Annotated in this window: 8 protein-coding genes and 2 pseudogenes; 7 read left to right on the top strand and 3 right to left on the bottom strand. The window is 71.6% G+C overall.

The genetic code is table 11. From position 1 onward, the window contains the following. Nucleotides 1–292: 292 nt before the first annotated feature. The gene (locus OG802_RS33650; protein ID WP_329416627.1) at nucleotides 293–2,323 is read right to left on the bottom strand and encodes a flavin monoamine oxidase family protein; all 2,031 of its coding nucleotides are present in this window, start codon (nucleotides 2,321–2,323) and stop codon (nucleotides 293–295) included. Between the two features lie 286 nt (nucleotides 2,324–2,609). Between OG802_RS33650 and OG802_RS33655 the strand changes: the two genes are divergently transcribed. After that, complete coding sequence (locus OG802_RS33655) at nucleotides 2,610–4,535, top strand: CASTOR/POLLUX-related putative ion channel (protein WP_329417609.1); 1,926 nt, start codon at nucleotides 2,610–2,612, stop codon at nucleotides 4,533–4,535. A gap of 50 nt (nucleotides 4,536–4,585) precedes the next feature. Continuing rightward, a pseudogene (locus OG802_RS33660) lies at nucleotides 4,586–4,864 on the top strand (pyridine nucleotide-disulfide oxidoreductase); the annotation flags it as partial. Nucleotides 4,865–4,908: 44 nt separating this feature from the next. On the opposite strand, the gene OG802_RS33665 reads toward OG802_RS33660, so the two are convergent. Then, on the bottom strand, nucleotides 4,909–5,280 hold the full coding sequence (locus OG802_RS33665; protein WP_329416628.1) for an ArsR/SmtB family transcription factor: 372 nt from the start codon (nucleotides 5,278–5,280) through the stop codon (nucleotides 4,909–4,911). A 285-nt stretch (nucleotides 5,281–5,565) separates the two neighbouring features. On the opposite strand from OG802_RS33665, the gene OG802_RS33670 reads away from it, so the two are divergent. The 4 genes and pseudogenes from OG802_RS33670 (at nucleotide 5,566) to OG802_RS33685 (ending at nucleotide 8,999) form a co-directional block, all read left to right on the top strand. Beyond that, on the top strand, nucleotides 5,566–6,987 hold the full coding sequence (locus OG802_RS33670) for an NAD(P)-binding domain-containing protein (protein ID WP_329416629.1): 1,422 nt from the start codon (nucleotides 5,566–5,568) through the stop codon (nucleotides 6,985–6,987). After that, nucleotides 6,984–7,271 (top strand): annotated as a pseudogene (locus tag OG802_RS33675) (MFS transporter); the annotation flags it as partial. The gene OG802_RS33670 and the pseudogene OG802_RS33675, both read left to right, overlap by 4 nt. 355 nt (nucleotides 7,272–7,626) lie before the next feature. Beyond that, a complete protein-coding gene (locus OG802_RS33680; RefSeq protein ID WP_329416630.1) occupies nucleotides 7,627–8,439 on the top strand; it encodes a DUF6042 family protein in 813 nt (270 codons plus the stop codon). Continuing rightward, entirely contained in the window at nucleotides 8,436–8,999 is a 564-nt protein-coding gene (locus OG802_RS33685; RefSeq protein ID WP_329416631.1) for an AAA family ATPase, read from the top strand. The genes OG802_RS33680 and OG802_RS33685 overlap by 4 nt, the downstream gene beginning before the upstream one ends. A 301-nt stretch (nucleotides 9,000–9,300) precedes the next feature. Here the strand turns inward: OG802_RS33685 and OG802_RS33690 are convergent, their stop codons facing one another. Continuing rightward, entirely contained in the window at nucleotides 9,301–11,247 is a 1,947-nt protein-coding gene (locus OG802_RS33690; RefSeq protein WP_329416632.1) for an RICIN domain-containing protein, read from the bottom strand. 1,255 nt (nucleotides 11,248–12,502) lie between these two features. Between OG802_RS33690 and OG802_RS33695 the strand changes: the two genes are divergently transcribed. Then, nucleotides 12,503–12,898 (top strand): nuclear transport factor 2 family protein, encoded by a 396-nt coding sequence (locus tag OG802_RS33695; protein ID WP_329416633.1) that lies wholly within the window; start codon nucleotides 12,503–12,505, stop codon nucleotides 12,896–12,898. The last annotated feature ends 108 nt before the right edge of the window (nucleotides 12,899–13,006 follow it).

Genomic DNA, 13,006 nt, shown 5'->3' on the forward strand with positions numbered 1-13,006 from the left:
AACTCGACTCCCAGCTCGACGCGTCAGCAAGCACGGCATCCCCCGCGACAAGATCTTCACCGCGAAGATCAGCACCCGCGTCCGCGGACGGCCGAAGTTCGAGGAGGCGCTGCGGACGGCGCGGGATGTCAAGGCGCACGCCCCGCACTGCCGCGTCGTTTTACCCTGTACGGCCTGATCGTGCTGAGCGGCTTCGGGTAATGGACAGGCGGTCCAGGCGCCCGTGCGCCGCCGTGAGCCGCCGTGAGCCGGGCGCCGCCCCCTCGCACGGGGGAGCGGCGCCCGGCGCGGTTCATGCCGAGTGGACCTCCAGGGCGGCGCGCACGGCGGACTCCAGCGCTCCCTCGATCCACGCCGGTTTCACGGAGGTGTGGTCGCCCGCGAAGTGCAGTGGCCCCTCGGGGGCCGGGATGGAGGTGAGCAGCTCCGTGTGCTGGCCGGGCAGCAGCACGGACGCCTCGCCGTAGGCGTACGGGTCGCGCATCCAGCTCTGGGTGCGGCCCGCGCCGGTGTAGAAGACCTCGATCCGCTGGCCGTACACCTCCTGGAGCCCGCACAGGGCGTGCGGGTAGCGGGCCTCGTCGTCCAGGGAGTCCCAGCGCAGGGCGTCGTCCGCCCAGCTGTAGGACGCCAGGACGACCCCGCCGGCGCTGCCGGGCACCGGGTGCGACGGCTGGTACATGAACCGGTTGGCGTTGTCCGAGACCGAGCCGCCGCCGACGACGTCGACCGCGGCCGGCTGGTCGCGGGTGACGGCGCGGTTCGCGGCGTAGTGGGTGCGCTGGCCGGCGGTGATGTGGCCGGACGGGACGGACGGGTGGGCGCCGAGCAGGCGGCCGTCGTCCGGGGTCCGTCCGGCGCGGTAGGCGTCGTACAGTCCGGGATCGATGCGGCCCAGCTCCCGCTTCCAGTCGGCCTCGTCGAACTCCCACCAGCGGCGGCTGAACTCCAGCAGCACCTTGGTCGCGCAGTCGTAGTGCAGCTCGGTGACCGCCCGGCGCTTGGTGTACGACATCGGCGGGCTGACCTGCACGTGCCGCAGGCCGGAGAAGGGCACGGTCACCACCGCCGCGTCCGCCGTGAACTGCTCGCGCACGACCGGGCCGCCCCGTCCCTCGGAGACGGTGTCCACCCACACCTGGGGTCCCCGGGCGCGTACGTGCCGGGTGTCGCTGCCGGCCCGGCCGGGATCGGGGTCGTAGTACTCGATCCGGGTCACCCGCCGGTCGAACCGCACGGTGTCGCGGACCTTGGCCAGCAGGGCGTCGGGCAGGACGGCCGTGCCGCCCTCCAGCTCCCAGAACGCGGTGTCCGGGCTGATCAGGGAGGACCCGATGAAGCTGTGCACGAAGGACAGCGGCAGCCGAGAGGTGAGGTTCTCCACGGTGCCGATCAGGTCGACCGTCCGCTCGTCGAGGCCCGCGTGCTCGGTCAGGAAGCGGAACATCGACCAGTCGCCGAACCGCTGGACCACCCTGGCCCAGCCCTGGATGCGTTCGGGCAGCGGCTTGTCGGTGCGTTTGCCGTCCGGCCCGAGCGTGCTGAACTCGTCGCGCACCGGGTCGAGGACCGAGCGCAGGATGGCCGCGGCCGGCGTGTCCCAGCGGGCGCGCGGGACGCCGAAGGAGCGGTTGATGCGCCGGGGGGCGCGGGCGTAGTCGGCGCGGCGCATGCGCACGCCGTTGACGTGGATCCAGGTGTGCGCGGCGGGCCGTCCGTGGCCGTCCACGTCGACGTAGTAGAACGGCCGCTTCTTCAGGCCAAGTTGGCCGATGAGGTCCATCACCAGCGGGTGGCTGCCGGGCAGCCGCATCGCGCCGGCCTCGGCGTACTGGCGCGGATCGGCGAAAGGCTGCGCCGACTTCTCGTGGCCGCCGCGGCGGAACGTCTTGATGCGCCCGCCCACCCGGTTGCCGTTGGCCTCCAGGACGGTCACGTGGTGTCCGGCGCGCCGGAGCAGCCACGCCGCGACGAGGCCGGCCGGGCCCGCCCCGATGACGAGGACCTTCTTGGCCCCGGCCGTCCGGGTGCGGGGCAGGCCGTCCTTGAGCACACGCCGGTAGCCGGGGACGAGGGGCCGGCCGTCGTCGTCGACGACGAGCAGGGCCCGGGCGACGGCGAGGCAGCGGTCGAAGCCCGCGCCCCGCGCCGCGGACGGGGCCGCCGCCGGGACGGGATTGCGCGGGGGCGACTGTGCGGGCAGGGCCGCCGCACTGCCGGTGCTGAGGAAGGCGGCGGCCACGGCGGTCGTGCCCGCGGCCGTCGTGAGCGTACGTCTGGTCAGGCCGCCGTGGTCGGCGTCAGCCTGGTGAGGCTCGGTCATGGCTCAACTTCTACGGGCCCGCCGGACCGGTTCGCTCCGAGTCGTGGTGAATTGCCACGGACGAGGGAAAGCCCCTGTTCAAACCGATGCGGACCGGGTGCGCAGGGGCACGCGGGGGCGGGTGCCTGCCCCCGGTTACGGCAAAGGGATGAATCGCGCCCCCGTGCCGCCCGGCGCGCGAGGCCGGTCAGGACACTGCCCCCTACAGACCTGCGCGCGGAAGGGGAAATCAGTGGAACAGCGGCCCGGGGCGGGTGCCCGAGCGCGGTACTGGTTCGACACGACCATGGCGCGCGGCACCTCGGCCCTGGTGGGCTGGCTGGTGCTGGTCTGCCTGGCCGTCGTCGTCCCCGCGAGCGCGGCCCTGGTGTGGACGAGCGGGCACGCCCCCGCCACCCTCTCCGGGAAGGTGGCGGCGATCTGGCGCCTGACCGGGGAGACGATGCGGCTGGGCGGCGCCACCGGCAGTCCGGCCGGGGTGGCGCTGTCGGTGCTGCTGGCCCTGGTCGCCCTGGTGTACGTCTCGACCCTCGTCGGTCTCATCACGACCGGGCTCACCGAGCGGCTCATCGCCCTGCGGCGCGGCCGCTCCAAGCTCCTGGAGCGCGGCCACGTGGTGGTGCTGGGCTGGTCGGAACAGGTCTTCACGGTGGTGAGCGAACTGGTCGCGGCGGGCGCCAACCAGCGGCGGTCGGCCGTGGCGATCCTGGCCGACCGGGACAAGACGGCCATGGAGGAGTCCCTGCAGAGCAAGGTCGGCCCGACCGGCCGGACCCGGCTGATCTGCCGCAGCGGTCCGTCGGCCGACCCGGCCGTGCTGGCGCTGACCAGTCCGGCCACCGCCGACTCGGTGATCGTGCTGCCGCCCGACGCGTCCCGCGGCGACGCGGACGTCGTCAAGGCGCTGCTGGCCCTGCGGGCGACGGCGCGCGGGGGCGACGCCACCGTGCCCGTCGTGGCGGCGGTCCGCGACAGCCGCTACCTGCTCGCGGCCCGCCTGGCCGCCGGGTCCCGGGGCGTCGTCCTGGAGAGCGACACCGTCACCGCCCGGCTGATCGCGCAGGCGGCGCGCCGCCCGGGACTGTCCCTGGTCCACCGCGACCTGCTCGACTTCGCCGGGGACGAGTTCTACCCGGCCGCCCACCCGTCCCTGGCCGGCCGGGAGTTCGGCGAGGCGCTGCTCTCCTACGGCAACGCCAGCGCGGTCGGGCTGATCCGTGGCGGGGTGCCCTGGCTGAACCCGCCCGCGCGGACGGTGCTCGAACCCGACGACCAGCTCCTCGTCATCGCCGCCGACGACGACACCGCCGAGCTCGCCGACTGCGCGTCGCTGGTCGACGAGCGGTCCGTGGCGGGCCCCCGGCCGTCGGAGACCCGGCCGGAGCGGCTGTTGGTGCTCGGTTGGAACCGCCGCGCACCCCTCGTCCTGCGGGAGTGGGGCCGCAACGCACCCCCGGGTTCGGTGGCCGACGTGGTGGCGGACGAGGACGAGGCCGTGGTGCGGGCCGCCTGCGACGACGACAGGGACGTCGGCGACGGTGACGGTGAGGGTGACGGCCCTGGCTGGACCTGTGTGGCCCTCAGGGGCGACACCACCCGCCCGGAGACCCTGGCCGGCCTGGACCTCGGCTCCTACGACAGCGTCATCGTGCTCGGCCAGGAGCCACGGGCCGGTGAGCCTCCCGAGGAGCCGGACACCCGCACGCTCGTCACCCTGCTCGTCCTGCGCCACCTCGAACGGCGCACCGGCCGGGAGCTGCCGGTGGTCACCGAGCTCACCGACGACGCCAACCGGCCCCTCGCCCCGCTCGGCCCCGGAGCGGACGTGATCATCAGCGGCAAGCTCATCGGGCTGCTGATGGCGCAGATCTCTCAGAACCCCCACCTGGCCGACGTGTTCGACGAACTGTTCTCGGCCGACGGCACGCAGATCCACCTGCGGTCGGCCGCCGACTACGTCGTGACCGGCCACGAGACGTCCTTCGCCACGGTCGTCGCGGCGGCACGCGCCCGGGGCGAGTGCGCCGTCGGCTACCGCAGCCGCGCCGACGCCCGCCGGGCCCCCGGGTACGGGCTGCGCCTCAATCCGCCCAAGGCGGACCGCCGGCGCTGGTCCGACGGCGACGAGGTGGTCGTCATCGCCGGGGAGGGACGGCGCGGTGCCGTCAGGAGCGGCGGACTCCCGCTTCCTCGCCGTACTCACCGGGGATGATCACGTCGAAGGGGGCGCCCGCGAAGAGGCGTATCGCCCGCAGGGTGGCGCGGCTCACCGCAAGGGGCATCGAATGGGCCGACGGCTCACACGCTGACGCGGACGCCGTCATCCGGTGCACCGGCTTCCGCCCGGCCCTGCCCCACCTGACCCCGCTGGGCCTTCGCCAGGCACGGGGCCACATCTCGACCGAGGGCACGCACGCCGTGCACGAGCCGCGCCTGCACCTGCTCGGCTACGGCGACCGGACCGGGCCGGCCTCCGCCACGCCGATCGGGGTGGGCCGTCCCGCCCCCGACACGGCACGCCGAATCACCGGACGGCTGTAAGCCGGCCCCCGCGTCAGACGGCCGGCTCCGCCCCCGCGTCCAAGTCAGGCGGCGGCCGCCGTTGTCAGCAGCTTGCCCATGGCGGCGAGCACGGACGGCTCGACGCGGTAGTAGACCCAGGTGCCGCGCCGCTCGGAGGTGAGCAGGCCGGCTTCCTTGAGCTTCTTCAGGTGGTGGGAGACGGTGGGCTGGGAGACGCCGACGTCGGAGATGTCGCACACGCATGCCTCGCCGCCCTCGTGCGAGGCGACCGCGGAGAACAGGCGCAGCCGGACGGGGTCACCGAGCGCCTTGAACATCCGAGCGGCCGTCTCCGCCTCCTCGGCGGTGAAGGGGCGCTCGGTGAGCGGCGGGCAGCACGGCGCCGCGCTCTGGTCGGCGGGCTCGAGCAGCGGCAGCACCTTGGCATTCGACATGCGTCTATGTTGACATACGTCGAACCAGGGGGCGAGGGTCGCCTGCTTCAGCGGCGCGCGAGCGCGGCGGCCGGACGCCGGGCGGCGCGGACGGCGTCCCGCCAGCGGTGCAGGCCCCGGCCGAGAACAGTGTCCGCCGCCGATCATCATGACGTCGACGTGCTCCATGCGCAGACCCCTGGACCCCCCTGGATTCGATGAATGTCTATGTTGACGCCCGTCGAATCAGGTGTAATGCTGGCCGCCGAAGCCATCGACAGACGTCGAAACACGCAAGGAGTCGCCGTGAACGCGCCCGCCATCACCGAGCTGCCCGTCGTCGTGATCGGAGCCGGACCGGCCGGTCTGGCCGCCGCCGCCCACCTGACCGAACGCGGCATCGAGCCCCTGGCCCTGGAGGCCGGAGCAGCCGCCGGCGCCGCGGTGCGCGAGTGGTCGCACGTCAGGTTGTTCTCGACCTGGGGCGAGCTCACCGACCCGGCGGCCGAGAAGCTGCTCGCCCCCACCGGCTGGACCAAGCCGGACGCGACCACGTATCCCACCGGCGGCGACTGGGCCGAGCAGTACCTCCAGCCGCTGGCCGACGTCCTCCGCGAGCGGGTGCGCTTCGGCGCCACCGTCACCGGTGTCTCCCGGGCAGGACGCGACCGGATCGTCGACGCCGACCGCGAGAGCCAGCCCTTCGTCGTCCACGTCACCTACGCCGACGGCCGGGAGGAGCGCCTGTTCGCCCGCGCGGTGATCGACGCCTCCGGCACCTGGACCACCCCCAGCCCGGCCGGCGCCAGCGGCCTGCCCGCGCTCGGCGAGCGCGCGGCGGCCGACCGCATCACCTACCGCGTCCCCGACCTCAAGGACCCGGCCGTACGCGCCCGGTACGCAGGCAAGCGCACCGCCGTCATCGGCTCCGGAGCCTCCGCGTTCACCGCGCTGGCCACCCTCGCCGACATCGCCAAGGACGATCCGGGCACCCGCGCGGTGTGGATCCTGCGCCGTGGCCTGTCCGGCTCCACGTTCGGCGGCGGCGAAGCCGACCAGCTGCCCGCCCGCGGCGCCCTGGGCCTGGCCGCGAAGGCGGCTGTCGACAACGGCTACGCGGACGCGGTCACCGGCTTCCGCACCGAAGCCATCGAGCGCGACGGCGAGGGCCGCCTGGTCCTGGCCGGTGAGGACGGCCACCGCCTCGAGCCGGTGGACGAGGTCATCGTGCTCACCGGCCTCCGCCCTGACCTGTCCTTCCTGTCCGAACTCCGACTCGGCCTGGACGAACGGCTCCAGGCACCGGTGGAACTGGCGCCGCTGATCGACCCCAACCAGCACTCCTGCGGCACCGTCTACCCGCACGGCCACCGCGAGCTGTCCCACCCCGAACCCGGCGTCTACCTCGTCGGCATGAAGTCCTACGGCCGCGCCCCCACCTTTCTGGCTCTGACCGGCTACGAGCAGGTCCGCTCCGTCACCGCCGCGATCGCGGGCGACCTCGAGTCCGCCGACCGCGTCGAACTCACCCTCCCGGAGACCGGCGTCTGCGGCGGAGCCGGACTGTTCGACGACCCGGCCGCCGGGCAGGCCGACGGCGGCGGCTGCTGCGCCCCGGCGCCCGCGCTCGTACAGATCGGCGTGGGCGCGCCCACCGCCACGGAGGTCGGCGCGCCCGCGGTCACGGCGGTCGATGTGGCACCGGCGGGCGGCTGCTGCGGCTCGTGACCGGCCTCAACTCCCCTGAGCGCGGGGCCGCGACCGGAACAGGGGCCCGGTCGCGGCCCCGCGCCGCCCTCCTGGCGCTGTGCGCGACCCGGATCACCAGCCGGGGCATCGTCCACTACGCGTCCCCCGTGCTGAACCCGCAGATCACCCACGTCACCAGGTGGCCGGCCGGGGTGACCACGGCCGCGTGCTCCGCCGCCCCGCTCGTCTGCGCGCTCGCCGGGATCCGCGTCGGTCGGATCATCGACCACCGCGGGTCACGCGCCGTGATGACCGTCGGGGCGAAGAGGTCCGGTTGCGTCGCCGGCACCGCACCACCGTCCTCGATCGGCTGCGGCCAAGGCTCCGGACCTGATCCGCCGCGACTTCACCGCGCGCAAGCCGGACAAGCCGGACACGAAGTACGTCGGCGACATCACCTACGTGCCCATCGACGGCGGCACATGAGGAAGCCGACAGGACCGGTTCACCCCAAGGAGTACCGAAACGCACGATGCCCATCGGGGACGGGACGACCGCGGGTACGGTCGGGCACGTCGCGTCCCGCCTCAAGCCCGGGGCGGGCGCAAGTGGCACAGCTTCGCGCACCACAGTGCGTGCGCTGCGAGTGTTCGACCGTTCCTCGAGGAAGAACTGCGGATGTCTGAGAACCTGTCTACGCCCGGACCGCGCCGGGACCTGGCGATGCACAACGACTGGTGGGCTTCGGGATGGGACCACGTCCTGCCGCGCCAGGGCTTCCCGCTGACGATGCTGATCGGGACCGCGAGTCAGCCCGGTTTCACCGGTTCTCTGGACGACCTGCTTCAGGAGATCTTCGAGGGCCACTGGGAGATGATCGGCGGCGATCTCGACGGCGCGCTCACGTTCTCGTGGCCCGACGAGGAAGGGGACCACGAGGAGGCGCCGGAGGAGCGCGAAGCGAACGAGGCAGATCGCTGGGAGAGGTTCGGCGCCATGCTCACCGCCGCCGGCCACCCGGTTCCCAAGACCGTACGGGACCTCTCCGAGCTGTACCTGACGTGGGGCCTGGCGCGCCGCGAGGAGACACCGGACGGCACCCGGTGGTCGATGCCTGAAGTACTGCCGTTGCCCGACGACCTGCTGCCTCTGGACGCCGACCTCGCCAAGCGGCTCGACCGGATCCGCTGGACCTTGCGCACCGGCCCGCTCGTCGACGCGCTCGTCGACCACCTGGTCGACGATCTGGGCGAACCGCAGGAGATTCTCACCTCCCTGGACCGACTGGCGGCCGCCACCGGCCGGCAGGCCGACGACGTCCGCAACGCCCTCGCGGAACTCGTGCAGTCCGGGGACGCCCGCGTACAGCGGGGCCAGGAACCGGCCGACGCGGAACGCCTGGAGGCACATCAGCGCTTCCGCCTGATCATGAACTGGGACCACTTCCACGAAAACCGGCTGCAGTTGAGCATCAAGGACGACGACGCGTGACGGACAGCCTGTCGGGCACAGTGGGATCGCAAGACACACGCCTGATCGTGATCCGGGGCAACAGCGCCTCGGGTAAGTCGTCCGTCGCGGCCGGGCTGCGCGAGAAGTTCGGCCGCAACCTCGCGATCGTCGGCCAGGACAACCTGCGCCGCGTCGTACTGCGCGAACGCGACCGGCCCGGCGGCGCCAACATCGGCCTGATCGACCTGACCGCCCGCTACGCGCTGAGCAACGGCTTCCATGTCGTCGTGGAGGGCCTCCTGTACGCCGACCGCTACGGCACGATGCTGAAGGACCTCGTGCGCGCCCACCGTGGTGTCTCACGCTGCTACTACCTCGACGTGCCCTATACGGAGACACTGCTGCGACACGCGACGAAAGCCGACGCCGAATACCTCGAGCAGGTCACCGAAGTCCACCTGCGCGACTGGTACCGGGAGAAGGACCTGCTGCCCGGCGGCCTGGAGACCGTGATCGACACGGTCAGCACGCTGGACGACACCATCCAGCAGATCCTGCGCGAGAGCGGTCTGGACCAGGTGCTCCCGACGGACCGCTGACGCCCCTCCCGCCGGCTCTCGCATGCCCAGGGGGAGCGGCACCGTGAGACCGCTGTCTCGGCCCGCCAGCCCTCAGCCCGCCAGCCCGCCGGTCGGTCGGTCGTTTCAGTGGACTGAACACATGAGAAGGAACAGGGCGTTTGACGGACAGCCGGAGGTGAGTTCTCCGCGACAGGAGTGCGGCCGGACCGCTCGATCACGCTCGAGCGATCCGGCCGCTGGTTGCGGAGCGCCGCCTCCGGACCGCGAGGCGGCGATCCACTGACAGCCGGTCGAGAGGGGGGAAGGGGCGGAGGGCGGGTCAGGACGGGATGATCTGCCACTGTTGCCGCGTCTGTGACGCGTACGGTTGCTGTTCGACATTGGCCCCGTCGGCGGTGCTTCCTTCGTCGACGCCGAGGCAGAGACCGCTGTAGCGGTTGATGAGGAAGTAGTGTCCGTCACCGGTGGGCGTCACGGCCCAGTGCTGCTGGGGGGCGGTGGCGTCTGCCCAGATGCCGACGTTGCCGCCGTCCGCGCGGGACAGACCCGCGACCTCCAGCAGCTTGCCGCTGCCCACGCCCTTGATCCTGTAGTAGCCGTCGCCGGTGCTGCTGAACGTCCATTTCTGGTTGGCCCGGTTGAGCCATGGCCACTGATCGACGTTGGTGCCGTTGGCGGTGCCCGCCCCCTCCACGTCGGCGACCTTGCCGCTGTGCCGGGCGACCAGTCGGTAGACGGTGCCGTTACCGGGAAGGGTGCCGGACACCAGCGCGGGCTTGGCCGTCCGGCCGCCGATCCTGACGCCGCCGACGTTGGCGTAGCCACCGGTTGCCGCGTTGACCTGGATGCGTACGAAGCCCACGTTCCTGGCCGGCCACTCGGCAAGCTTGAGGGTGCGGTCACCGGTCCAGGCGCCCGCGGCGACCTGGGTGAAGGTGACCCCGTCGGTGCTGGCGAAGATGGTGTACGAGGTGATGTCACCGTCGGTGGATTCGGTGCGGTTCCACTGCTTGGGCAGGTACTCCAGGGTGGAGACGTTGCTCCACACCCCGCCCAGGTCGATGGTGACGGACTGCGGCAGCGGCAGGCTCCAGGTGGACCAGCAGGTCTCGTAGCGGACGTCGCTGAGTCCGTCGATGGCGTTGAGGGGTCCCTCGCCGGTGTGGAAGGCGGTCGCGTACGCGTTGACCGGTGTGATCGGGTGTTCGGCGCGCAGTGGCTGCGTGGGCAACGGTGGCCGGGAGGCGTTGGGGTTCCAGGCGGCGCCCACTTCGGCGAGCCGGTTGACGACGTTGGTGTCCAGCAGGCCGTTGCGGTTGGGCGGGCAGTTGAGGATGAACGAGGTGTACTTCGGTTCCAGGTCGGCCAGGTGCGAGAGGATCGCGGCTTTGCTCATGAGGCTCTCGGTCGGCGTGGAGGGGTGCCAGAACCAGCCGTTGCTGATGGTCTGCCCCTGCATTCCGGCGTGGGTGTTGCCCGCCGGCGACGTGATGCCCAGCGGCTCCTCGAAGAAGATCGCGTCGCTGAGGAAGGGCTCCGACAGTCCGCCGATGTCGATCATGACGCAGTCCGGCTGGAGTTGCTTCACCAGCGAACGGATCCGCTGGTAGGAGACGGCCTGCTGCCCCATCTGCCATGCGTAACCGTCGGTCATGAACATGTCGATGGTGCCGTAGTCGGTGAGCAGCTCGGTGATCTGGCCGAGGATGAAGGTCATGTCGCCGGGCTGGACGGCATCGGTGATCTCGAGACCGGTCACTTTGTGCCGGCTCTCCCATGCCTCGACGCCGAAGGTGCGGTCCCAGATCGAGTAGTAGAACCCGACCTTCAGCCCCTTGGCCCGGAAGGCGTCGCAGTATGCCTGGACGACGTCCTGCTTGTAGGAGCTGTTCGCGACGTTCTGGGTGCCGTAGTGGCTCGGCCACAGGGCGAAGCCGTCGTGGTGCTTGGTGGTGAGGATGCCGTAACTCATCTTCGCGGCGGCCGCGGCGTCGGCCCACTGTGCACAGTTGACGCTCGGCGGAGCGAAGAGGGTGGGGCTCTGGCCGGGTTCGGCCCACTCCTGGTTGGTGAACGTGCCCATGCTGAAGTGGTTGAACATGCCGAACCGCATGTCGACCAACTTGCTCAGGTTGGTCTGCGTGTCCGCGGCGGCCGCCTGCGGCAGAAAGCCGGAGAAGCCGGGGAGGACCGGCAGGGCGGTCGCGGCGGTCGCCGCACCCGCTGCGCCGAGAAACGTACGGCGGGACATTCTTGGTGAGGGCATGGTCCACTCCTGTGGATCGATGGGATCGCTTGCGGTGACGACGTCTCAGGCGGTTGCCGACGGCCTGGGCACCGGGGCACGCAGGGATGGGCGAAGCGGCTGTGAAACCGACGTCCCGCGGGAAACTGCAGGCCGGGTGGCCGTCAAGGGGAAAGTGACCGCCCGGGGTTGGCGGCCGGCTGTCGGGGCGTGGCTCGACCGGCTCGGCATCGAGCGGCAGGGGCGCGGGTCCGGCTGCCAGGTGCTCCTCACCGGTCGGGCCGGAGGCGACTGGCGGGGTGCCACGGCGGAGGACGGACAGCGCTTTTTCGAAGGCGGGCCGGAAGTTGCGTGGCCAGGTGTGACCGCCGTCGGCGGTGTCGGCCGTCGGCGGGGTGTGCCGGTCACGGAGAGGGGGTGGTTTGGGCGCCATCGGGTGTCGAGCGGTGGGGAGACACTCAAAAGGGAGGTCGGCGCGGCCGTCGCGGAGGCTCGGGCATCAGGAGCTCCGGCACGGGCAGGGCGCAGGCGGAGGGCGAACCCCGCACTCGGCGTACCGCCATACCGGCGAGTGTCCCTTGTGCAGCTGATCCGCTCTGATCACGTGATCTCCAAATTTTCCTGGACCGACGCACCATGCTGCGGCTCGATCACCGGGCTGAACGGAGTGACTCATCGCTTGCTGACGGCGAGCAGATGACAGGACAGGTCACCCACGGGTGCGTCTTCGCTGGAGCAACATCGGATCTATTAAGGAGCTGGAGCGTGGAGTCTGTCCAGAGGGTTGACCGAAAACCCGTGATTATCGCTGCTGACGCCCCCCGTCTTCGGAGCAGGCCCTCGAGGCGCGAGGGTGAGAAGCGGCGATAGGTCGGGTGAATTGGGCGGTCGCGCCTTGGTGAGCAACCTCGGGGCGGTCCGGAGAAAGCCGGCCCTGCGCGCCGTCCGCCGGTGGCGACACGGGAGGGGCCCTTGCCGGGCGGCACCGGGGCCGGGGACGCGGGTGACGGTGCGCTCTCGCCGGGTCCGCTCGGTGTCCGCGCGAGTGGTGGGTCGAAGCGCGGTCGGCGGAGCCCGGGTGTGAGCCGAACCTGTGACGTGCGTCACATTGTCCCGTTGGTTACGTTGAGGTGACCGGGGTGTCGACGGTGAGGATGGAGACACAGCAGGGCCGCGCACCGTTGAACCGTGCCGAGTCGCGCAAGCGTCGCGCCCCGCATCCACCCCGTATCGGTAGTCGCACCGCCTCCATGCCGGAGGCGTGAGGAGTTTTGTCATGACCGGTAAGAACGTCGACATCGCCCGTGAGTACTTCCAGGCCGTCCAGAAGGGCGACCTGGCCAGGGTGGGCGGATTGCTGGACGAGGAGATCGTCTGGCATCAGCCGGGCGCCAACCGGTTTTCCGGTGAGCACAAGGGGCACGACGCCGTCTTCGCGATGCTCGGCGGGATGATGGCGGCCAGCCAGGGTTCCTTCGCTATTGACGCGATCCACGCCCTCATGGGCAACGGTGACACGGTGGCCGCCTCGATCCACTTCGCCGGGCGGCGCGAGGGCGCGTCCATGAGCATGGACGGCGTGGACGTCCTGCGCCTCCAGGACGGCAAGATCGTCGAGATGTGGCTGTTCTCCGCCGACCAGGACGCCGAGGACGCCTTCTGGGGGGAATAGGCCGTCCGCACCCCTCCCGGGCGGAAGCCGCCGTCCGGCGAGCTCCGGGCGCGGGGCCCTGACCGCCGTCTCGGCGCCGGTGAAACGGCTGTCGGTGATCTGGACCGG

Source organism: Streptomyces sp. NBC_00704 (assembly GCF_036226605.1).
Classification (GTDB): domain Bacteria; phylum Actinomycetota; class Actinomycetes; order Streptomycetales; family Streptomycetaceae; genus Streptomyces.